This is a genomic window from Pseudomonas sp. zfem002, from assembly GCF_032621685.1.
Taxonomy (GTDB): Bacteria; Pseudomonadota; Gammaproteobacteria; order Pseudomonadales; family Pseudomonadaceae; genus Aquipseudomonas; species Aquipseudomonas japonica.
Genome location: NZ_JAVYJH010000013.1, coordinates 57,263 through 78,853, shown reverse-complemented (window position 1 = coordinate 78,853; position 21,591 = coordinate 57,263). Strand labels below are relative to the sequence as shown.

Here is a 21,591-nt window from a genome sequence, read left to right as displayed (position 1 = left end):
GGAGCGCCTCAGTAGTGATACCACTTCAACTCCAGCATCACCTCGTTCTGCGCCGTCGCCAGCTGGCTGAACTCGCGCCTGGCGCTCAGGCGCAGGCCCAGGCTGTCGCTCAACTCCCACTGCTGGTTGAGGCTCAGGCTGCGCCGCACCTCGCCATTGACGAAGTAATCGCCCTTGGCCTCGAGGCTCAGGTTGCCCAGCCCGTTGCGCCACAGCACCCCGGTATTGAACCCGGCGGCGGGGGCGATGAACTGGGCGAAGTCGTTGTGGTGCTCGACCCGCACGGTGCCCAGGGCAAAACCGAGCAGGTCGTCGCCCAGTGCCCAGGTCCCGCCGGCGCCGCCATTGACATGGCTGACCAGCACTTCGTCGTCATGCTTGCCCGGCACCCGCTCCAGCCCCCCGGCCACCTGCCATGACCAGGGCTTGAGCAGATCGTTGCGCGGGGTCAGCGAGCGGATGGTCGCCAGGTCCAGGCGCTGCACTTGCCAGTCGTTGCCTTCGTACTGGCGCAGCTTGAGCTGGAGAATCTCGATCTGCGCACCGAGGGGGAAGCCATAGGCGTTGTCGTTGAGGTCGTGATAGGCCATGCGCAGGCCATATTCGGCGAAGGCCCGGTCCTCGCGGGTGCCGACGCCGAGCTGCCAGGTGCGCGATTGGTGACCGTCCTCGGGCAGGCCGGGGCGGTCGATCGCCAGCGCTGGCGGCGGGTTGCGATTGATCGCCCGCAGCAGTTCGAAGCTGCGTCGCGCCTGCGCCGGATCGCGCTCCTGACCGGTGGCGCGGTAGCGCTCCAGGCGGTAGGCGGCGTCCTGCACCAGGGCCTGGCGCGGCTTGGGCAGGGCGCTGAACTCGGGGCTTTGCAGATGATCGGTATCGGCGGCCAGCGCCAGCACCTGGCGCTGCTCGGCTTTTTCCAGCGGCGCGGCGCGGGCCAGCAACTCCCGTTCTCGCGACGGCCGGTAGTCCACCCGCTCGACCAGCCCGGCGTGCTTCACCGCCTTGACCGTGTCGGTGGGGATCGCGGTCAGGGGAAAATGCGAGGTCAGGTCCAGGCTCGGGCGCGCCACCTGGAGCAGTTCCAGCAGGCGATAGGAGCAGTTCTCGTCGAAGAAGAAGTAGTCGAAGCGGATCTGCTTGAGCTCCCAGATATGCTCGACCATGCGCCCGGTTTCCGCGGGCGAAAGGTTCAGCCGGTACTCCCACAGGTCGCGGTTTTCCAGGCTGCGGTACTCGGAGAGTTTCTCCTGGTAGGGGACGAAGGCGAACAGGCCGGGATAGCCGCCCATCAGGCCCTTCCAGGCATACAGAATGCTGTTGTCGTTGCCTTCGATATAGGCGCCGAAGTTGACCGCGTAGCTGAGCAGGGCGGTTTCGTTGCTCTGCACGTCGGCCTGGTCGATGCGCAGCAAGGTATGGCCGAACATCGACGACGGGCTGTTCAGGTAGGCGGCGGGGAAGATCAGCACCGCGCTGTGTGGCGCCACGTCCTGGAACCAGCGGGTGTATTCGGCGCAGTCAGGTGTCGGCAGTTCGCTGAGCTGCAACTGCTCGCGCAGCCAGCGGGTGCGTGCCGGGTACACGCATTGCGCGTGCCGGTCGCCCAGGCTGGCGGGTTCGTAGAGGGCCCGCACGGTGGCGGCCAGCTCGCGATCGGGATGGTGCGCACCGTCCTCGGCGAGAAAGAACCGTTCGTCGTCGACATAACTGCGCCAACCGCCCAGCTTGCCGGTCTCGTAATGGCCCAGGGCAATCCAGTAGGGGTCGGTGGCCAGGGCCTGGAGGCGCGATTCGTCCATGAGAGGTGCCGCGTGCAGCGGGGCACAGGCACAGAGCGCCAGAGCGGCGAGGCGTTTGAGCATGTCGGGCAACTACTTCTCGAATGAAGCCGATGGGATCAACAACCCGCTCCGTTCCCGGAGCGGGGTGACGCAGGGTCAGATTCAGGCTGGAGTAGCGTACTTGGCCAGGCGGGCATCCGCCTTGAGCACGGCGAGGGTGTTGCTGTGGACGTCTTCGGCGGTGATGTCCGCGGTCTTGAAGATGTCCTGGAAGTGCTGGTGGGTGACGGCGGCGAAGTGCGCGCGGTCTTCGGGGGCCACACCGAGAACCACGGCATAGGTGGTCAGGGCTTCGCCCTGGCCCTTGGCCATGTCTTCGGAGAGCTCGTTCATCATGCCGTTCATGGCGAACCAGGATTTGCCGCCGTAGGTCAGCGCAGCGTTGGTCGAGCAGCCGTTGGTCCCCGAGGTCATGCCGAAGGTGGCGTTGCCCGAGGTGCCGTTGGTGGTGGAGGCGAGGAAGTGAGCGGGCGTGCCGCGTTGGCCTTCGAACAGCATGTTGCCCCAGCCGCAGTCCGGTCCGCCGGGCGCCTGGGCCATGGCGTTGATCGAAACCGCGGTGAACAGAGTACCCAGAAGAATCCGTTTCATAGCTTTGTTCTCTTTTTGATTTGCAAACCAAAGGTCAGGGTTGTCCGGCGTGCCGCGGGGGGACTGCCGGATCGGGTCCGGTTATCTACCCGGCCGCGCAGTGTAGAGTTTAGGCAGGATCCTGCGGTTCCGTTATTAATTGCGAAATATTGCGTTAACACGCGGCTCTCATCACGTTTTCGACGCTTGTAGGCAAATGCGCCAAGAGCCTTGCAACGCGGCTGTAGGCGGCGCCAGAATGCCCGCATCTGCCCCGCCGAAGTAAGGAAGCCCGATGCCCGATCCTGTCGCTGCGAGCCTGCGTCTTGCGCCAGAAGCCCTGACCCGGCCGTTTTCCGCTGAACAGTTCGCTTTTTCCACAACCAATGATCTGGAGCCATTTCGCGGTGTACTGGGCCAGGAACGTGCAGTAGAGGCCCTGCAGTTCGGTGTCGCCATGCCCCGTCCGGGCTACAACGTGTTCGTCATGGGCGAGCCGGGCACCGGCCGCTTCTCGTTCGTCAAACGCTACCTGAAAGCCGAAGGCAAGCGCCTGCAGACCCCGTCCGACTGGGTCTACGTCAACAACTTCGACGAGCCGCGCGAGCCCCGCGCGGTGGAGCTGGCGCCGGGTAGCGCGAGCACCTTCATCGCCGATATCGGCGGCCTGATCGACAACCTGGTGGTCACCTTCCCGGCGGTCTTCGAGCACCCGTCCTACCAGCAGAAGAAGAGCGCCATCGACCGCGCCTTCAACCAGCGCTACGACCGCGCCCTCGACGTGATCGAGCGCGCCTCGCTGGAGAAGGACGTGGCGCTGTACCGCGACAGCAGCAATGTCGCCTTCACCCCGATGAGCGATGGCAAGGCCCTCGACGAAGCCGAGTTCGCCCAGTTGCCGGAAGCCGAGCGCGAGCGCTTCCACGAAGACATCGCCGTCCTGGAAGAGCGCCTGAACGAAGAACTCGCCAGCCTGCCGCAGTGGAAGCGCGAGTCGAACAACCAACTGCGTCAGCTCAACGAGGAAACCATAACCCTGGCCCTGCAGCCGCTGCTCGGCCCGTTGTCGGAAAAATACTCGGAGAACGCCGCGGTCTGCGCCTACCTGCAGGCCATGCAGGTGCACCTGCTGCGTACCGTGGTCGAGCAACTGGTGGACGACAGCAAGGTCGACGCCGTGGCGCGCAAGATGCTCGAGGAGCAGCTCTCGCCGAGCCTGGTGGTCGGTCACTCGGCCAGCGGCGGGGCGCCGGTGGTATTCGAACCGCACCCGACCTACGACAACCTGTTCGGCCGCATCGAATACAGCACCGACCAGGGCGCCCTGTACACCAACTACCGGCAGTTGCGCCCGGGGGCGCTGCATCGCGCCAACGGCGGTTTCCTGATCCTCGAAGCGGAGAAGATGCTCGGCGAGCCGTTCGTCTGGGATGCGCTCAAGCGCGCCCTGCAGTCGCGCAAGCTGAAAATGGAATCGCCGTTGGGCGAGCTGGGCCGCATCGCCACGGTGACCCTGACGCCGCAGATGATCCCGTTGCAGGTCAAGGTCGTCATCATCGGCGCGCGCCAGCTCTACTACGCGCTGCAGGACCACGATCCGGACTTCCAGGAGATGTTCCGCGTGCTGGTGGATTTCGATGAAGAGATCCCGATGCACGACGAGAGCCTGGAGCAGTTCGCCCAGCTCCTGAAGACCCGCACCAGCGAGGAAGGCATGGCGCCGCTGACCGCCGACGCGGTGGCGCGCCTGGCGACCTACAGCGCGCGCCTGGCGGAAAACCAGAAGCGTCTGTCGGCGCGCATCGGTGATCTGTTCCAGCTGGTCAGCGAGGCCGACTTCATCCGTCACCTGGCCAACGACGAAATGACTGACGTCGGCCATATCGAGCGCGCGCTCAAGGCCAAGGCCACGCGCACCGGGCGGGTTTCGGCGCGGATTCTCGACGACATGCTCGCCGGGATCATCCTGATCGATACCGAGGGCGCAGCGGTGGGCAAGTGCAACGGCCTGACCGTACTGGAAGTGGGCGACTCCGCATTCGGTGTGCCGGCGCGGATTTCCGCCACGGTGTACCCGGGCGGCAGCGGCATCGTCGACATCGAGCGCGAGGTCAATCTCGGCCAGCCGATCCACTCCAAGGGCGTGATGATTCTCACCGGCTATCTCGGCAGCCGTTACGCCCAGGAATTCCCCCTGGCGATTTCCGCGAGCATCGCGCTGGAGCAGTCCTACGGCTATGTCGACGGCGACAGTGCCTCGCTCGGCGAGGCCTGCACGCTGATCTCGGCGCTGTCGAAGACACCGCTCAAGCAATGTTTCGCCATCACCGGCTCGATCAACCAGTTCGGTGAAGTGCAGGCGGTCGGCGGGGTCAACGAGAAGATCGAAGGGTTCTTCCGCCTGTGCGAAGCCCGTGGCCTGACCGGCGAGCAGGGCGCGATCATCCCGAAAGCCAACGTGTCCACCCTGATGCTCGACGAGCGGGTGCTGCAGGCGGTGCGTGCCGGGCAGTTCCACGTCTATGCGGTGAGCCAGGCCGACGAGGCGCTCAGCCTGCTGGTGGGCGAGCCTGCTGGTACGCCGGATGCCGACGGCCAGTTCCCGGCGGGCAGCGTCAACGCGCGGGTGGTGGAGCGCCTGCGGGTGATCGCCGAGATGATCAGCGAGGAAGACCTCAAGGAAGCCGAGAAAGAGCAGGCGGAACAGGCACTTGCCGAAGTAAACCCGGCCTGACGGTTGGCTGGCGGGCGCCGCGATGGCATGACCATTCGGCGCCCGTTTGCCGCCGGTCGCTTGTGCCGAGCGGTTTTCTTCTATTCTTCAAAGCATGGATAGTCGTCGGTACAGGATGGAAACAGCCTTGTTCGAAGGCTGAACGAGATTCTTCCGAGGGTCGTCGCCATGCCGCGCAGCCTCAGCCTTACCCGCCAATGCCTGGGTCTGGTCACCCGCATTGAGTGCAGCATACGTCCCCTGGCCGGCGACACCGGTATGTGGACGCTCCTCTTCGCCGCCGGCATGGCTGGCGAACAACCTTCCGCGATCAAGGCCCAGGGGCCGTTCCACGGTCCTTTCGTCGCCGAGTCGGTGCTCAATGCCATCGTCGACAGTCTGACCCTGCACGGCTATCAGCTCGCCGACGATCCGCAGATCTGGAGTGTGCACCTGCAGGCGCAGCTGCGTCGGGTCAATGGTCACGTGCACCACTGAGGTCGGGGTTTCCTGTCCCGCTGGCAAGCCTGCGGCAGCACGTCGCGGGCTTTTTCCTACACGCTCGGCTGATATACTCCCGCCCGATTTTCCCCCCGCCTTCAGGTGACTAGCTCAATGGAACGCTTTATCGAAAATGCGATGTACGCCTCGCGCTGGCTGCTCGCGCCGATCTACTTTGGATTGTCGCTGGGCTTGCTGGCTCTGGCGCTGAAGTTCTTCCAGGAAATCTTCCACGTCCTGCCGAACATCTTCAGTCTCGCCGAGGCGGACCTGATCCTGGTGATCCTGTCGCTGATCGACATGGCCCTGGTGGGCGGTCTGCTGGTGATGGTGATGATCTCCGGCTACGAGAACTTCGTTTCGCAGCTGGACATCGACGAGGACAAGGAAAAGCTCAGCTGGCTGGGCAAGATGGACTCCTCGTCGCTGAAGATGAAGGTCGCCGCGTCGATCGTGGCGATCTCCTCGATCCACCTGCTGCGTGTGTTCATGGATGCGCAGAACATCTCCACCGACTACCTGATGTGGTACGTGATCATCCACATGACCTTCGTGATCTCGGCCTTCGCCATGGGCTACCTGGACAAGGTCACCAAGCACTGATCGCCGCTGACGCTCGTGTCATCGACCGCCCGTCCGTTGCATAACGGACGGGCGGTTGCGTTTGTGCCTTGTGCTTTGTCCGCGGCTGTACAAAAAATGAACGGTTGCTCGACTGTTCCCGCTGCGAGGTACGCTCATGAACCTGCACGAACTGAACACCCAGGCCCGCACGGGCCATATCGACGAGATCAACCTGATCGCCATCGAAGGTGGCGACTATCTGCTGGAGGCGCGCGCCCACGGGCACGCACACGCCCTGACCGATGCCCGCGGCGGACGCCTGAAAGTGCATTCGCTGGTGGAGGCGCATCATTTGCTCGAAGGCCTGCCGGCCCTGCCGATGCACCTGGTGCACTGGTCGGTGCAGGACGAAATGTGCGGCATGCCCGATATGCCCGAAGAAGATCTCAAGCTGCCGCTGTCCAGCCGTTCCGCCAGGTAGCTGATGCGCTTCGCCGCAGTGTGCTAGGCTGCTCGCCCTTTTCATGAAGGGCGCGGTCGTCAGTGCGCCCTGCTGCGGAGTAGATCAATGTCCGAAATCAACCTGTCCACCGACGAAACCCGCGTCAGCTACGGCATCGGCCGCCAACTGGGCGGCCAGCTGCGCGACAACCCGCCACCGGGCGTGAGCCTGGACGCCATCCTGGCCGGCCTGACCGACGCCTTCAACGGCGCCGAAAGCCGCGTCAGCGAAGCCGACCTGTCGGCCAGCTTCAAGGTCATCCGTGAAGTCATGCAGGCCGAGCAGGCCGCCAAGGCTGAAGCCGCCGCTGCCGCCGGCAAGGAATTCCTGGTCGAGAACGCCAAGCGCGAAGGCATCACCACCCTGGCTTCCGGTCTGCAGTTCGAAGTGCTGACCGCTGGCGAAGGCGCCAAGCCGACCCGCGAAGACAACGTGCGTACCCACTACCACGGCACCCTGATCGACGGCACTGTCTTCGACAGCTCCTACGATCGTGGTCAGCCAGCTGAATTCCCGGTCGGTGGCGTGATCGCCGGCTGGACCGAAGCCTTGCAACTGATGAACGCGGGCAGCAAATGGCGCCTGTACGTGCCGAGCGAGCTGGCCTACGGCGCCCAGGGCGTCGGCAGCATCCCGCCGCACAGCGTGCTGGTGTTCGACGTCGAGCTGCTGGACGTTCTGTAAGGCTTCAGGCCGGAGCGGGGCAATGATATTGCCCTGCACCGGTGCTTGATCCGCCGCGGACCCTGTGTGGCGGCGTTCTTGCTTCAGAATCCTGTATGCGGGGTATTCGGGCGCAACGCCCGGGCATAGCAGAACAGGAACAGGTTCCTCACCAGTTCCTTGAGCACGATCGGCTCACTCGAATTCAATCCGTTCAGGTCCAGGTCGCCCTGGTCGCGCAGTTCGTCCAGCGCTGCCTCTTCGAGCACGGCACAGACCTCGCCGGTCTCGCGGTGGAGGATGCGCAGGTAGGGTTGTGGGCGATCAAGCCAGGCGTCGATCAGATAAGTCATGGCTATTCTCCTTGAAAGCGTTCAGTGAGAATAATTCTTATTACCGGAATAGCAAGTGACAATTGGGAATAATTTGCATTTTCTGCCGAGGTGCGCGCGCGTGTCGCGCTGCGCACCTGGAAAGGCGGGGGATCAGACCTTGCGGACGAATTCCGATTTCAGCTTCATCGGGCCGATGCCGTCGATCTTGCAGTCGATATCGTGGTCGCCGTCGCACAGGCGGATGTTCTTCACCTTGGTGCCGACCTTGACCACCAGCGAGGTGCCCTTGACCTTGAGGTCCTTGATCACGGTGATGGTGTCGCCGTCCTGCAGGACGTTGCCCACTGCGTCCTTCTTCACCACGTCATCGTTGGCCGCCTCGGCTTCGCCGTTGGCCGACCATTCGTGGGCGCACTCGGGGCAGATCAGTTGAGCGCCGTCTTCATAGGTGTATTCGGAGTTGCATTTGGGGCAGGGTGGCAAGGTGCTCACTAAATTTCCTCGGGTCGTGCGTGCAGAAAACCCACATTGTATAGGGTTTTGCCTGACAGAGGAAAAGCAGGCCCGTCGAACGACGGGCCTGGCGGGGACTCAGTGCGTGCGGGCGACCGCGAATTCGCTGAGTTCGATCAGGGCTTCGCGGTATTCGCTGGCCGGCAGTACTTCCAGGCAGGCGATGGCGCGGGCCACGTAGTCGCGGGCCAGGTTGGCGGTGTAGTCCAGCGAGCCGGAGGCTTCCACGGCTTCGCGAATGCGTTCCAGGTCCTCGATCCCGCCTTTCTGGATCGCCTGGCGCACCAGGGCCGCCTGTTCCGCGGTGCCTTCGCGCATGGTGTAGATCAGCGGCAGGGTCGGCTTGCCTTCGGCGAGGTCGTCGCCGACGTTCTTGCCCAGGGTCTGTGCGTCGCCCTTGTAGTCGAGCAGGTCGTCGACCAGCTGGAAGGCCACACCGAGGTGGTCGCCGAAGGTGCGCAGGGCCTCGCGCTGCTCGTCGCTGGCACCGGCCAGGGCGGCGGCGCTGTGGGTCGAGGCTTCGAACAGCATCGCGGTCTTGCCGCGGATGACGTCCATGTAGATCTCTTCGGTGGTGCTGGCGTCACGCACCCGCGACAGCTGCAGCACTTCGCCCTCGGCGATGACCCGGGTGGCCTTGGAGAGGATCTGCATGACTGGCATCGAGCCCAGCTCGACCATCATTTCGAACGAGCGCGAATAAAGGAAGTCGCCCACCAGCACGCTCGGTGCGTTGCCCCACAGGGCATTGGCGGTGGAGCGGCCACGGCGCATGCCGGACATGTCGACCACGTCGTCGTGCAGCAGGGTGGCGGTGTGGAGGAACTCGATGGTGGCGGCGAGCAGGCGCAGGTCGTCGCCTTCACGGCCCAGGGCCTTGCCGCAGAGCAGGACCAGCAGCGGACGCAGACGCTTGCCGCCGGCGGAGGTAATGTAGTCGCCGATTTTCGATACCAGCGGAACGCGGGAAGTCAGCTGTTTCTTGATGATCTCGTCAACGGCGCTGAAATCGTCCGCTACCGCGCGGTAGAAAGCTTGGGGTTGCATCGGCCACAGGTGCTCCATATAGGTTGCGCGGCATGCTAGGTTGCGGGTCCCGGCCTGTCAAGGCGCCCGGCCGGGCGGGCCGGGGCGCCACTTGCAAGGGCCGGATGGCTTGCGTACAATCGCGCACCCTACTTCCTGGGCAGCACCTGCCTTACGCAATTGCACCGGGCCGTTCCAGCCCCATGCAGCCATGCCAGCCAATACTCTTCCTATAAAGCGCTGGGTGAGCAGGATTATCGGAGAAATACCATGTCTTACGCAGTAATTGTTACCGGTGGCAAGCAGTACAAAGTCGCCGAAGGTGAATACCTGAAGATCGAGAAACTGGAAGTCGCCACTGGCGAATCCGTTACTTTCGACCGCGTTCTGCTGGTTGCCAATGGCGACGACGTGAACATCGGCGCTCCAGTCGTTGCTGGTGCAAAAGTTGTTGCTGAAGTGATCTCCCAAGGTCGTCACGACAAAGTGCGCATCATCAAGTTCCGCCGCCGTAAGCACCACATGAAGCGCATGGGCCACCGCCAGTGGTTCACCGAGATCAAAATCACCGGTATTCAGGCTTAATTCCAGCCTAATCCCCCTTCAGGAGAATTGAACTCATGGCACACAAAAAAGCTGGTGGTAGTACCCGTAACGGTCGCGACTCAGAAGCCAAACGCCTTGGCGTGAAGATGTATGGCGGCCAGGCTATCGTTCCAGGCAACATCATCGTCCGCCAACGCGGCACCCAGTTCCACGCCGGCTACGGCGTTGGCATGGGCAAGGATCACACCCTGTTCGCCAAGATCGCGGGTAAGATCAAGTTCGAAGTAAAAGGCGCCTTCGGTCGTCGTTACGTGAGCGTTGTCGCCGAGTAATCGCGCGAACGCTGGGAGAGCCCTGTCTTGCGACGGGGCTTTTTCGTTTATGGAGTGAGTCTCTTGCAAAGCTGTCCGCATGGGCTGCCGGCGCTGTATTCGCTTGACGGGTTCGCCGCGCTCATTTTTGCAAGAGCCTTACGTATCTGGTCACTCAGCTCGTCCATCTGACGAGAGGCGGTTTTTATGAAGTTTGTTGACGAAGTATCGATCCGGGTCAAAGCCGGTGATGGCGGGAACGGTTGCATGGCCTTCCGCCGCGAAAAGTTCATCGAGAACGGTGGTCCCAACGGCGGTGACGGTGGTGACGGCGGCTCGATCTACATGGTCGCCGACGAAAACCTCAACACCCTGGTCGACTACCGCTATACCCGTCATTTCGAAGCCGAGCGTGGCGCCAACGGCGGCAGCACCGACTGCACCGGCAAGAAGGGCGAAGACCTGATCCTGCGGGTTCCGGTCGGTACCACCGTGATCGACGCCAGCACCCAGGAAATCATCGGCGACCTGGTCAAGGCCGGGCAGAAACTGATGGTGGTGCAGGGTGGCTGGCACGGCCTGGGCAACACCCGCTTCAAGTCCAGTACCAACCGTGCGCCACGCCAGACCACGCCGGGCAAGCCGGGCGAGCAACGTGACCTCAAGCTGGAAATGAAAGTGCTGGCCGACGTTGGTCTGCTGGGCTTGCCGAACGCCGGCAAGAGCACCTTCATCCGCGCCGTCTCGGCTGCCAAGCCGAAGGTCGCCGACTACCCGTTCACCACCCTGGTACCGAACCTGGGCGTGGTCAGCGTCGACCGCTGGAAGAGCTTCGTCATCGCCGACATCCCCGGCCTGATCGAAGGCGCCTCCGACGGTGCCGGCCTGGGTATCCGCTTCCTCAAGCACCTGGCGCGGACCCGCGTGCTGCTGCACCTGGTCGACCTGGCGCCGCTGGACGAAAGTAGCCCGGCCGATGCCGCCGAAGTGATCGTCAACGAGCTGGAGCGCTTCAGCCCGTCGCTGTGCGAGCGCGAGCGCTGGCTGGTGCTGAACAAGGCCGACATGATTCCTGAAGACGAGCGCGAAGCGCGGGTCAAGGAAGTGGTCGACCGCCTGCAATGGGAAGGCCCGGTCTACCTGATCTCGGCCATCTCCCGCCAGGGCACCGAGCAGATCAGCCATGACCTGATGCGCTACCTCGAAGACCGCGCCGACCGTCTGGCGGCCGACCCGGCCTATGCCGAAGAACTGCGTGACCTCGACCAGCGTATCGAAGACGAGGCCCGCGCCCAGCTGCAGGCCCTGGACGACGCCCGCACCCTGCGCCGCACCGGCGTCAAGAGCGTGGCCGATGCCAGCGATGACGACGATGACTTCTGGGGCGACGAGGACGACGAAGACGGTCCGGAAATCATTTACGTGCGCGACTGATCCGTTGCAGTACACTGAACGCCGCTTTTTCAAGCGGCGTTTTGTTATCTACAGAATCTACAGAATCCACACAGATCGATAGGTTGGAAGAAGATGCGGAGCAAGGTGACAGGTGCCCAGCGCTGGGTCGTGAAGATTGGCAGTGCCCTGCTGACGGCGGATGGCAAGGGCCTGGATCGCGCGGCCATGGGTGTCTGGGTCGAACAGATGGTGGCCCTGCGTGAAGCAGGCGTCGAGTTGGTGCTGGTCTCCTCGGGAGCCGTGGCTGCCGGCATGAGCCGTCTGGGCTGGACCAAGCGACCGAGCGCGATGAACGAGCTGCAGGCCGCTGCCTCCATCGGCCAGATGGGCCTGGTGCAGGCCTGGGAATCGAGTTTCGCCGAGCACGGCAAGCACACCGCGCAAATTCTCCTGACCCACGACGACCTCTCCGACCGCAAGCGCTACCTCAACGCCCGCAGCACCCTGCGCACTCTGGTGGAGCTGGGCGTGGTGCCGGTGATCAACGAGAACGACACCGTGGTCACCGACGAGATCCGCTTCGGCGACAACGACACCCTGGCGGCGCTGGTGGCCAACCTGGTCGAGGCCGACCTGCTGGTGATCCTCACCGACCGTGACGGCATGTTCGATGCCGACCCGCGCAACAACCCCGAAGCCCAGCTGATCTACGAAGCCCGCGCCGACGATCCGGCCCTGGATGCCGTGGCCGGCGGTACCGGTGGCGCGCTGGGCCGTGGCGGCATGCAGACCAAGCTGCGCGCCGCTCGCCTGGCGGCCCGTTCCGGTGCCCACACCATCATCATCGGCGGACGCATCGAGCGCGTGCTCGACCGTCTCAAGGCCGGCGAGCGCATCGGCACCCTGCTGTCGCCGGAGCGCGGCATGCTGGCGGCGCGCAAGCAGTGGCTGGCCGGACACCTGCAGACCCGCGGCACCCTGGTGCTGGACGCCGGTGCCGTGCAGGCGCTGCGCCAGGCCAACAAGAGCCTGCTGCCGGTCGGCGTGAAGACCGTGCAGGGCAGCTTCCGCCGTGGCGAGATGGTGGTCTGCGTCGGTCCGGACGGCGTCGAAGTCGCCCGCGGCCTGGCCAACTACAGCGCGCTGGAAGCGCAGAAGATCATCGGCCAGTCGTCGGAAGCCATCGAGGGCCTGCTCGGCTACAGCGCCGAGCCGGAGCTGGTGCACCGCGACAACCTGATTCTGGTTTGAGGAGAAGATCGAGTGTTCAAGGGACTGTTTGCCGCCGCCTTGCTGGCGTTGCCGATGCTGGCTTCGGCGGAAGTGGTGGGTGAGGTATCCACGGTGTTCAAGGTCCTCGGGCCGAACGACAAGATCGTCGTCGAAGCCTTCGACGATCCCAAGGTCGAGGGCGTGACCTGCTACCTGTCGCGGGCCAAGACCGGCGGGGTGAAGGGCGGGCTGGGGCTGGCCGAGGACCGTGCCGAGGCGTCCATCGCCTGCCGTCAGGTCGGGCCGATCAAGTTCAGCGGGCAGCTCAAGGATGGCGAGGAAGTGTTCAAGGAACGCACCTCGCTGGTGTTCAAGACCATGCAGGTGGTGCGCTTCCTCGACCAGAAGCGCAATACCCTGGTGTACCTGGTGTACAGCGACCGCCTGATCGAGGGCAGCCCGCAGAATGCGGTGACGGCGATTCCGATCCTGCCCTGGTCGCAAAACTAGACTCACTACGGACTCTGTGGGAGCACTTGTCTATCAGGCTGAAGCCTCTTCAGTCTCTTCCCGAACCACCGCCTTCTCCACATCCAGCCGACTGATGTACTTCCAGTCCGCCTCGTCGATGTAGATCCCGTTCGGCCCGCTACCACCTTCCAGATCGATCGCCACCCGCGCCGACACCTGCGGCTTCACGCTCGCCAGGATCGGCACGAAGCCCAGTTGCAGGCTGGTTTCCAGCAGCGCGGCCTGGTTGCGTTCGTCGATGTCCGCCGCCTCGTCGAGGTAGTACGGCAGGCGCACGCGGCCGGCCAGGTCGCGGTCCATCAGGTGCAGCAACAGGTACATGTTGGTCAGCGCCTTGATGGTCATGGTGGTGCCGTTGGACGCGGCGCCGTCGATGTCGGTGTGGATCACCGGCTGGCCGTTGACCTTGGTGATCTCGAACGCCAGTTCGAACAGGTCCTTCAGGCCCAGCTGGTTGTGGTTGGCCGCGACCAGGCGTGCCAGGTATTCCTTGGCTTCCTCGTTCTTGTTGTCCTGCTCGGCGCTCTGGCTCAGGTCGAACACCGACAGGGTCTCGCCTTCCTCGTACTGGCCGGCGCTGTGGATGATCTGGTCGATGTGCTTGAGCGCTTCCTTGTTCGGCGCGAGAACGATGCGGAAGCTCTCCAGGTTGGACACCTGGCGCCGGTTGATCTCGCGGTTGAACAGGGCCAGCTGGTGTTCGAGGCTGTCGTAGTCGCTGCGGATGTTGCGCAGGGTCCGGGCGATGTCGGTGACCGCCGCGCGGCGTGCCTTGCCCAGGGTCAGGGCTTCGTCGGTGCGGTGCGCGTAGGCGTTGATCAGCAGTTGCAGGCGACGCTCCATATCGTCTTCGCTGTCGAACTTGGCCACGCCTTTCAGGCGCACCTGGGCGTACAGCGCCTCGATCTGGTTGTCGACGCGCAGCAGGCCCTGCCAGCTGTCCTGGTAGTCGTTGAGCAGCGGCAGCAGGTTGTCCATGGAGTCGTCCACCGGCTCCATGAACGGCGTGCCGAACGGCAGGTCCGCCGGCAGCAGCTGGCGACGGCGCAGGGCGTCGTCGAGGGTGCGCTGCTTGGCTTCCATGTCGGCGATCTGCCGGCCGACCAGTTGCAGCTTGGCGGAGAGCTGCTGGACGCGCTCGGTGAAGGCGTCGCTGGAGCGCTTGAGTTCGTCCTGCGCGGCTTCCAGCTGGGCCAGCTGTTCCAGCTTGTCGCCTTCCTCGGCGCTCAGGGTCTGGCTGCGGCGGAAGTCTTCCAGGGCTTTCTGGGCGTCCAGTACCTGCTGGTACAGCGCTTCGGTCTGGGTCTTGCTCGCGGCGCGGTCGGCAGCCACCGACTGCTGGGTCTTGAGCTGCTTGAGCTCCTTCTCCAGGCGTTCCTTCTGGTCGCGCAGGGCGGCACGGTCGGCCAGGGCCTGCAGGGCCGGCGGCTCGATATGCGAGAGGTCGATGGACAGCCCGGGCACTTCGAAACGCTCGCCCTTGAAGCCATCCAGCAGCGCTTCCAGGGTCTTGATCCAGACATCGCTCTCGTCCAGCTCGATGCCGCGCTCGCCCAGCGGCAGGCTGAACAGCGCGCCGTTGAACAGGCGCATCAGGCGCTCGACGTCCTGCTGCGAGAACTCCTCGCGCAGACGGGCGTAGCTGTTGTTGTCGGCGTGGTCGAGCTGCTGCCTGACCGACTTCAGGCGTTTTTCCAGGTCGCGCAGACGCTCTTCCAGATCCTCGGCGCTGAACTGCCGCGACTGGGCCAGGGCACCGGCCAGTTCGTCGTGGGCGTCCTTGGCCGCCAGCAGTTGCTGCTCCAGCACCTTGACGTCATCGACCAGGGCAAAGCGGTTCTTCAGCACCGACAGCTCGCCGAGCCAGCGCTGGATGCCGCTGATCTCGCGCTCCAGGCGCATCAGCTCCTGGGTGCCGTTGCGCTGGTCGTTCTGCAGCGCGTCCTGTTCGCCACGGTAGTGCTCGGACTGGATCACCAGCTCTTCCTTGCGCGCGCTGGCGTAGTCCTGCCAGGTGCCGAGCAGCGAATCGAGCAGCGGCGACAGGCGGTGCAGCTTGCCGCGCAGGATGTCGCGCTGCGCCACGCCGTTGGCCAGGGCCTCGACCAGCGGGCCGGCGGCGACCAGCGAGTTGTAGTCCTGCTCCATCCGGCGCACGTCGCGGAAGGCTTCGTCGCAGGCGGCGATGTAGTCGACGCTGCCCGAACGCAGGCTGTGCTCGAAGGCGTCGAGGAACAGCTGCTTGAGCTTGGCCGCGGTGATCTCGCGCATGTGCAGCAGGTTGATGAACAGGGCGCGGAAGGTCTTCAGGCTCTGCTCGCTGGTGGAGCGCAGCGGGATCAGGGTCAGGTCCAGCGGGATCGAGGTGTGGCCGCCGACCAGCAGGCGGCGCAGTTCGTCCGGTTTCAGTTCGTAGGCCTTCAGGCCGTTGCGCTCGAGGTTGGCGAACAGCTCCTTCTGGCGCAGGCAGGTGTCGTTCTTCTGGTAATGGGCCAAGTCCAGTTCGCCGGCATAGGCGAAGAACTGGTGGCCGAAGCCGCCGCCCGGGCCGCGACCGACCACGCCGATAACGTGGGGGCCATGGGGCAGGTTGACTTCACAGAGGATGTAGCTGGTGTCGCTGGCGAAGTAGAAGCGCCGCGACTGCTCCAGGCTGTACTTGCCGAAGCTCATGTCCGACATGCGCGCCAGGATGGGGAACTGCAAGGCGTTGATCGAGGCACTCTTGCCCAGGTTGTTGGCACCGTAGACCGACAGCGGGTGTTCCAGGGGGAACAGGCCGAGGCTGTAGCCGGCGGTGTTGAGCAGTGCGAAGCGGCGGATGCCGTAGCGTTCCTGGCTCATGCGTCAATCTCCTGTTGCTCTTCGGCGATGGCCCGGGCCAGGGCCTCTTCTTCGCTTTCCTCGGCGAATGGCGCGAGGTCCAGCGGATCGTCGGTGTGATTCAGCTCTTCCGGGGTTTCCTCGACTACCAGCACCGGCGTCGGCAGCGGCAGGTTGCTGTGCAGGCTGGCGGCCAGGTCGCGGTCCTGCTGGACCGACAGGCAGACATCGAGGAAGCGGTGCATCGGCGGCAGGAAACGGTAGATACCGTTCTCTTCATGGGCGAAGCCGAGCTGGGTCATGCGCCGCATGATCTTCTCTTCCAGCTCGTCCGGGGTCTGCACCTCGGCCTGGAGGAACAGGTCGCGGTACTTGTCGAGCATCGATGGCAGTTCGTCGCGGCCGATGCTGCCGCCGTCGAGCACCGACATCGGGTCGCGGCCCTGGTCGGCCAGGTGCTCGACGAGGATGAAGGTGAACAGCGACAGGCGCTGCGCGGTCTTGTTGACCTGGGCCGCGGCCTGCTCGGGAACGAAGTAGTAGAAGCCGCGGGTATCGCACACCAGCTCGAAGCCCAGGGCCTTGAACAGGCCGCGGTACTGGTCCTGGAAGTTCGACAACTGGGCGTACAGCTCCGGATCGCGCCGGCTGATGTGGAAGCCCTTGAACAGCTCGCGGAAGATCGGTGCGAGCTGGGACAGTTCGGAAAGATCAAGATGCATGGGTAGGGCTCGCAGCAGGTTCGGGCGAAGATTCGGGCGACGCTTCGCGGCTGGATGTCAGGGCGAAGGAGCGCAGGCTCACCAGGTGTTCGCGGGTGGTGTAGTCGCGGCGTTCGAGGCGTTCGCGGGTGAAGCGTTTTTCCCGCGACAGGCGCGAGAACCAGTACAGCAGCTCGTCGGTGGCGCCTTCTGGCTCCTGCTCCAGCAGCCAGACCATCAGGTCCGGCAGCGGCAGGGCGTCTTCGCAGCGCTCGAGCATTTCCTTGACCGTGCGCGGGGCGCGGCTCGGTTCGCCCTTGTGGGTCTTGTGCGCCTTGGGGAAGCGCGCCGGTTTCGGTTCGAAGCGGGCCAGGGCGTAGACGTAGGCCTCGACCTGGCTGGCGCTGCCGAGGAAGGTGCTCTGCGGGCGGGTGAACAGCGGCATGGCCGCCTGCGGCACGGCATCGATGCCCTTGCGCCGGATCACCGAGAGGGCGAGGGCGGCGCCGCGGGTCACGGCGTTGTGCCGGCGCGCTTCCTCGCGCAGCGGCAGGAGCAGTTCGCGGGCGTGGCGCAGGGTCAGCTGGGCGCTGGTCTGCATTTCCAGGATGCGCGCGTGGGTGCGCAGGAGCATGTCGTTGTCGACCAGCTGACCGAGCCGCGCCTGTTCGCTGAGCAGGCGCAGGAGCACGGTCTCGACCTTGCGCACGCCCTGTTCGAAGGCGCCGTCGGCGTTGACCAGCTGGATCATCGGCTCGACGTACTCGTCCCAGGTCGCCAGGACTTCGGCATAGCGCTGGCGCAGGGGAATCTGCCGGTCGCTGGTCTTGGCCCGCTCGGCCACGCCGACCAAGGCCTGTTCGTCGTTGTCGAGCTTCTTCAGCACGTCGCGCACGCGCATGTCGAGCAGGCGCAGCTGGCGCGCCAGGTCGTGACCGTCGCGAATGTCGAAGGCGTCCTGGATATGCCCGGCCAGGCGCTCCAGGTGGCGCAGGTAGGCCTCGATCTCCAGGCACAGGCCGAGGCGGTGCTCGCGGCGCAGGTAGGCGAGGAAATCGTGGATCTGCGCGTTCAGCTCGAAGCGGTTCGGGCTTTTCGCCACCGGGACCAGGATGTCCAGGCGGATCCACACGTCGAGCAGGGCGGTGATGTCCTGCGGCGTGCTTTCCAGCTGCTGGGCGGCCAGTTGCTGGCGCAGTTCGCCCAGGCTCAGGGTGCCGCCGTCAAAACGCTCTGACAAAGGTTCCAGCAGGTTCCAGTGCTCGGCCAGGGCCCGCAGGACACGTTTCGGTTCGATCATTGGCGGGTCGACTCGCTGCCAAATAAAACGCCGGATTGTACTGCATTGAACGGGAATGGTTTCACCCTTGATCGTTTGCCGGGGTTGTCCGCCGGATTTGTGCCGATCGGCAGCGGCGCCGGACGCGCAACGGCGTTAGAATGTCGCCCCGACTTATCCACAGATGGCCGAACGCCTTGCTCACCGAGTCCCGCCGCCGCGCTTACCTGAACGCCATGCAAGTGGTGCCCTGGCTGCCGCGTACCGAACTGCCGTTCGCCGCGCCGTCGCGCCCGGAACTGCTGCTGCCGCTCGAGCCGTTGCCGGACGCAGCGCCCGTGATCCAGCCGGCCCCGGCCGCGCCCACCAGTGCCACGCCGCCGCCGGCCAGACCGGCGGAGCGGCCGAAGATCGAGATTCCGCGCCCGGGGACCACGCCCAAGGCGGCCAGCAAGCCGGTGGAAAGCGAGGAAGACAAGCCCGCCGTGGTCCGTGTCGTGGCGCCGCCACCGCCGCGTTTCGCCCTGCAACTGCTGCGCGCCGGCAGTTGCCTGCTGCTGGTGGAACTGGCCACCGGCCAGCCATTCCAGAGTCGCGACCCGTCCTATCTGCTGCTCAAGGACATGCTGCGCGCCGCTGGCCTGCCGGAAAGCCCGCAGATCATCGGCGAGCCGGTGCGCTGGCCGTTGCTCGGCAAGGGCAGCCTCGACCAGGGGCCTGACGGCGCGCGGGACTTCGTCCAGGGCTTTACCCAGGTCCAGCTGGAGCGCGAGCCGGTCGCCTGCCTGTGGCTGATCGGCCTGCCGGCCATCCGTCATGCCGGCGAGCGCGACGAGGATGCGTATTACCAGGAATTTTCGGTTCAGGGCCTGGGCACCGCCTGGGCCCTGCCCGGTCTCGAAGTGTTGATGGACGAGCCGCAGCGCAAGGCGGACGTCTGGAAAGCCATGCGCCGGCTGATGGCGCGCTGGAAGCCAAGCAATGAGTGACACCGTCAGTTTTCGCCGGATGACCGAGGCGGATCTGGATGCCGTGCTGAAGATCGAATACGCCGCCTTCAGCCATCCCTGGACCCGCGGGATCTTCCTCGACGGTCTGAAGAGCTACGAAATCTGGCTGATGTTCGAAGGCGAGCAGCAGGTCGGCCACGGCGTGATCAACGTGATCATCGACGAAGCGCACCTGCTCAACATCACCGTCAAGCCGGAAAGCCAGGGCCGCGGCCTGGGCCTGCGCCTGCTGGAGCAGTTGATGAAGCGCGCCTACGAACTGAACGGCCGCGAGTGTTTCCTCGAAGTGCGCGCCAGCAACCAGTCGGCCTATCGCCTGTACGAGCGCTACGGTTTCAACGAAGTGGGCCGGCGCCGCGACTACTACCCGGCGGCGGGTGGGCGCGAGGACGCGCTGGTGATGGCCTGCACCCTGATCGAATGAGCGTGGCGTGACCTTGTCGGGTCGTCGCCTGTCATAACGAAGCATCATTTCATGAGGCTTGACCATGCACGACCTGCAGGAACTGATCGACAACAACGAACGCTGGGCCGACGCCATCAAGCAGCGCGACCCGGATTTCTTCGCCAAGCTGGCGCGCCAGCAGACCCCTGAATTCCTCTGGATCGGCTGCTCCGACGCGCGGGTGCCGGCCAACGAGATCGTCGGCATGCTGCCGGGCGACCTGTTCGTCCATCGCAACGTGGCCAACGTGGTGCTGCACACCGACCTCAACTGCCTGTCGGTGATCCAGTACGCGGTGGACGTGCTCAAGGTCCGCCATATCCTGGTGACCGGGCACTATGGTTGCGGCGGGGTGCGGGCGTCCATGCAGGATCGCCAGTTCGGCCTGATCGATGGCTGGCTGCGGGCGATTCGCGACATCTACTACGAGCATCGTGTGGAACTGTCGAAGCTGCCGACCGAGGAAGAGCGGGTCGACCGTCTGTGCGAGCTGAACGTGATCCAGCAGGTGGCCAACGTCGGCCATACCACCATCGTGCAGAACGCCTGGCATCGTGGCCAGGAGCTGTCGGTGCATGGCTGCATCTACGGGATCAAGGACGGGCGCTGGAAGAGTCTGGACGTGACCATCAGCGGGCTGGCGCAGTTGCCGCCGCAGTATCGGTTGCGGCCGCAGGACTGAAGCGAATCTCCGGAGCGGGCGCCCCGTAGGAGCGAGGCTCGCCCACGAAGGATCCCGTAGGAGCGTGGCTTGCCCGCGAAGGACCGCGCAGCGGTCCCGGACCTCACTGCTGTCGGGACCGCTGACGCGGTCCTTCGCGGGCAAGCCACGCTCCTACGGGGTCCTGCGCGGGTAAGCCGCGTTCCTACGGGTTCTTCGCGGGGGCTTCAGATTTCCGCTGGCTTCTGCAGATTGCGCAGGCTGCGGGTCACCGTCCCGGTATTGCACTTGGCGCTGGCCTGCTCCGGGGTCATGTTGCGAATGGTCCGGTAGAACAGTTCGCAGGTCTGCTTCTTCGCCGTCACCTGCCACTTCTGCGTACAGGCATTCAGGGTCGCCTGCGGATCGGCCTTCGGATTGCTGCCCACCCCCGCCTGCCAGCACGCCGCGCTGAGGTCCTGGCCCATCATCTTCAGGCCCGCGGCATCGGCCTTGTCTTCGTCGCCGTCATAGCTGTCCTTGTCCGCCGCGTACCAGATCGCGCTCGGGTGGTTGGCGCCGAGCACCGGCACCTTCTGCCCTGGCGTCGGGCTGATGGTCGCCAGGCCCAGCACCTTCAGGTCCGCGCCGTACTGCTGCTTGATCCAGCTGCGCACCGGCGAGCCGAACGCCACCATCGGCAGCGAGGCACCGTTCGAGGTCACGGTCACTTCCTTGACCATGCGCACCTGGTAGTCCTGGAAGTAGCTGTACACACCCTCCAGGTCCTTGCCGGCGCTGGCCGGGGCGGCGATCGGGGCGATGTCGACGATGGTCTGGTAGGCCGGGGTCTTTTCCGCGGGGATGCCGTTGAAGGTCAGCAGGCTGGCCCAGCGATCGGTGGTGTTGGAGCGCAGGTAGTCCTGGGCCTGGGTCAGCGAGTAGTCCGGCGGGAAGTGCAGCAGTTCGATGCTGCGGCGATTCTCCAGGGCCATGCCCAGCGGCAGGAACAGGTACCAGTTGTAGGCCCACTTGCCGTCGCCGTTGAGTTTCTGTGCGCCGTTGTAGGCCAGTTCACCGGTGTCGAGCAGGGCGTTCAGGGGTTTCTGGTAATCGCTCGGTACGCCAGCGATGTCGGCGTAGTACTTGTCGTTGTCGCGCAGCACCTTGACCGTCGCGGCGGGATAGCCGTCGCGCTGGACGCTCTGGGTCAGGTAGTGCTCGACGGTCTGCTCCAGCGTCCAGTTGCGAAAGCAGATCACGTTGCAGTTGTTGGGGTAGGCGAACAGCCGGGTTACCCGTTCCTGGTTGCCGAGTTCCACCCGGGTGTCAGCCAGTGCCTGGCCGGCGACGCCGAGAGCGATCAGGCCGAGGGCAATCGGTGCAATCTTGTGCATGCTTAACTCCTTGTCAGGTAGCTCCCCGCGGATGGGAGGCACGCCATACTGGAGGACTTGCCATGCCTGTGGG

Annotated in this window: 22 protein-coding genes; 13 read left to right on the top strand and 9 right to left on the bottom strand. The window is 64.7% G+C overall.

Going from position 1 to position 21,591, the window contains the following annotated elements; all coding sequences use genetic code 11:
* Positions 1-8: 8 nt before the first annotated feature.
* Positions 9-1,862 (bottom strand): DUF4105 domain-containing protein, encoded by a 1,854-nt coding sequence (locus tag RTI28_RS16460; RefSeq protein WP_316921435.1) that lies wholly within the window; start codon positions 1,860-1,862, stop codon positions 9-11.
* 81 nt (positions 1,863-1,943) lie between these two features.
* Positions 1,944-2,432, bottom strand: coding sequence for a DUF3015 domain-containing protein (locus RTI28_RS16455; RefSeq protein ID WP_316921434.1), 489 nt, complete (start codon positions 2,430-2,432; stop codon positions 1,944-1,946).
* A 274-nt stretch (positions 2,433-2,706) separates the two neighbouring features.
* Between RTI28_RS16455 and RTI28_RS16450 the strand changes: the two genes are divergently transcribed.
* From RTI28_RS16450 to RTI28_RS16430, 5 genes are all read left to right on the top strand, one after another.
* Entirely contained in the window at positions 2,707-5,145 is a 2,439-nt protein-coding gene (locus RTI28_RS16450) for a Lon protease family protein (RefSeq protein WP_316921433.1), read from the top strand.
* Between the two features lie 168 nt (positions 5,146-5,313).
* Positions 5,314-5,622 carry a hypothetical protein gene (locus RTI28_RS16445; protein ID WP_316921432.1) on the top strand — a complete coding sequence of 103 codons (309 nt, stop codon included), beginning with the start codon at positions 5,314-5,316 and terminating at the stop codon, positions 5,620-5,622.
* A gap of 117 nt (positions 5,623-5,739) precedes the next feature.
* Positions 5,740-6,228, top strand: a complete 489-nt coding sequence (locus RTI28_RS16440) for a TIGR00645 family protein (protein WP_316921431.1) — start codon at positions 5,740-5,742, stop codon at positions 6,226-6,228.
* A gap of 136 nt (positions 6,229-6,364) precedes the next feature.
* Positions 6,365-6,670 carry a DUF6482 family protein gene (locus RTI28_RS16435; protein WP_316921430.1) on the top strand — a complete coding sequence of 102 codons (306 nt, stop codon included), beginning with the start codon at positions 6,365-6,367 and terminating at the stop codon, positions 6,668-6,670.
* An 87-nt stretch (positions 6,671-6,757) separates the two neighbouring features.
* Complete coding sequence (locus RTI28_RS16430; RefSeq protein ID WP_316921429.1) at positions 6,758-7,375, top strand: FKBP-type peptidyl-prolyl cis-trans isomerase; 618 nt, start codon at positions 6,758-6,760, stop codon at positions 7,373-7,375.
* Between the two features lie 83 nt (positions 7,376-7,458).
* Here RTI28_RS16430 and RTI28_RS16425 read toward each other — a convergent pair whose 3' ends face one another.
* The 3 genes from RTI28_RS16425 to RTI28_RS16415 form a co-directional block, all read right to left on the bottom strand.
* Complete coding sequence (locus RTI28_RS16425) at positions 7,459-7,707, bottom strand: hypothetical protein (RefSeq protein WP_042124780.1); 249 nt, start codon at positions 7,705-7,707, stop codon at positions 7,459-7,461.
* 132 nt (positions 7,708-7,839) lie between these two features.
* Positions 7,840-8,181 (bottom strand): zinc ribbon domain-containing protein YjdM, encoded by a 342-nt coding sequence (locus tag RTI28_RS16420; RefSeq protein WP_316921428.1) that lies wholly within the window; start codon positions 8,179-8,181, stop codon positions 7,840-7,842.
* A 99-nt stretch (positions 8,182-8,280) separates the two neighbouring features.
* A complete protein-coding gene (locus RTI28_RS16415) occupies positions 8,281-9,249 on the bottom strand; it encodes a polyprenyl synthetase family protein (protein WP_316921427.1) in 969 nt (322 codons plus the stop codon).
* A 249-nt stretch (positions 9,250-9,498) separates the two neighbouring features.
* On the opposite strand from RTI28_RS16415, the gene rplU reads away from it, so the two are divergent.
* The 5 genes from rplU to RTI28_RS16390 all read left to right on the top strand — a co-directional run bounded on the left by rplU (position 9,499) and on the right by RTI28_RS16390 (position 13,202).
* The gene (gene rplU, locus RTI28_RS16410) at positions 9,499-9,813 is read left to right on the top strand and encodes a 50S ribosomal protein L21 (protein WP_009398990.1); all 315 of its coding nucleotides are present in this window, start codon (positions 9,499-9,501) and stop codon (positions 9,811-9,813) included.
* Positions 9,814-9,848: 35 nt separating this feature from the next.
* Positions 9,849-10,106 carry a 50S ribosomal protein L27 gene (gene rpmA / locus RTI28_RS16405; RefSeq protein WP_009398991.1) on the top strand — a complete coding sequence of 86 codons (258 nt, stop codon included), beginning with the start codon at positions 9,849-9,851 and terminating at the stop codon, positions 10,104-10,106.
* A 186-nt stretch (positions 10,107-10,292) separates the two neighbouring features.
* A complete protein-coding gene (gene cgtA, locus RTI28_RS16400) occupies positions 10,293-11,519 on the top strand; it encodes an Obg family GTPase CgtA (protein WP_316921426.1) in 1,227 nt (408 codons plus the stop codon).
* Between the two features lie 93 nt (positions 11,520-11,612).
* Positions 11,613-12,731, top strand: coding sequence for a glutamate 5-kinase (gene proB / locus RTI28_RS16395; RefSeq protein WP_316921425.1), 1,119 nt, complete (start codon positions 11,613-11,615; stop codon positions 12,729-12,731).
* A 54-nt stretch (positions 12,732-12,785) separates the two neighbouring features.
* Positions 12,786-13,202: a CreA family protein gene (locus RTI28_RS16390; RefSeq protein WP_316921487.1), complete on the top strand. Its 417-nt coding sequence runs from the start codon at positions 12,786-12,788 to the stop codon at positions 13,200-13,202.
* Between the two features lie 33 nt (positions 13,203-13,235).
* On the opposite strand, the gene mksF is transcribed toward RTI28_RS16390, so the two are convergent.
* Genes mksF through mksB form a run of 3 tightly spaced genes read right to left on the bottom strand, consistent with a single transcriptional unit; the run spans position 13,236 to position 18,047 of the window.
* Positions 13,236-16,067: an Mks condensin complex protein MksF gene (mksF, locus tag RTI28_RS16385; RefSeq protein WP_316921424.1), complete on the bottom strand. Its 2,832-nt coding sequence runs from the start codon at positions 16,065-16,067 to the stop codon at positions 13,236-13,238.
* The gene (gene mksE, locus RTI28_RS16380) at positions 16,064-16,768 is read right to left on the bottom strand and encodes an Mks condensin complex protein MksE (RefSeq protein ID WP_316921423.1); all 705 of its coding nucleotides are present in this window, start codon (positions 16,766-16,768) and stop codon (positions 16,064-16,066) included. Before mksE ends, mksF begins: the two co-directional genes overlap by 4 nt.
* Positions 16,758-18,047 carry an Mks condensin complex protein MksB gene (gene mksB, locus RTI28_RS16375; RefSeq protein WP_316921422.1) on the bottom strand — a complete coding sequence of 430 codons (1,290 nt, stop codon included), beginning with the start codon at positions 18,045-18,047 and terminating at the stop codon, positions 16,758-16,760. Before mksB ends, mksE begins: the two co-directional genes overlap by 11 nt.
* Positions 18,048-18,223: 176 nt before the next feature.
* On the opposite strand from mksB, the gene RTI28_RS16370 reads away from it, so the two are divergent.
* The 3 genes from RTI28_RS16370 (at position 18,224) to can (ending at position 20,163) form a co-directional block, all read left to right on the top strand.
* A complete protein-coding gene (locus tag RTI28_RS16370) occupies positions 18,224-19,015 on the top strand; it encodes an energy transducer TonB (RefSeq protein ID WP_316921421.1) in 792 nt (263 codons plus the stop codon).
* Entirely contained in the window at positions 19,008-19,460 is a 453-nt protein-coding gene (gene rimI / locus RTI28_RS16365) for a ribosomal protein S18-alanine N-acetyltransferase (protein ID WP_316921420.1), read from the top strand. Before RTI28_RS16370 ends, rimI begins: the two co-directional genes overlap by 8 nt.
* Before the next feature lie 64 nt (positions 19,461-19,524).
* Positions 19,525-20,163, top strand: a complete 639-nt coding sequence (can, locus tag RTI28_RS16360; RefSeq protein WP_316921419.1) for a carbonate dehydratase — start codon at positions 19,525-19,527, stop codon at positions 20,161-20,163.
* Between the two features lie 206 nt (positions 20,164-20,369).
* On the opposite strand, the gene RTI28_RS16355 is transcribed toward can, so the two are convergent.
* The gene (locus tag RTI28_RS16355; RefSeq protein WP_316921418.1) at positions 20,370-21,518 is read right to left on the bottom strand and encodes a hypothetical protein; all 1,149 of its coding nucleotides are present in this window, start codon (positions 21,516-21,518) and stop codon (positions 20,370-20,372) included.
* Between the last annotated feature and the right edge of the window lie 73 nt (positions 21,519-21,591).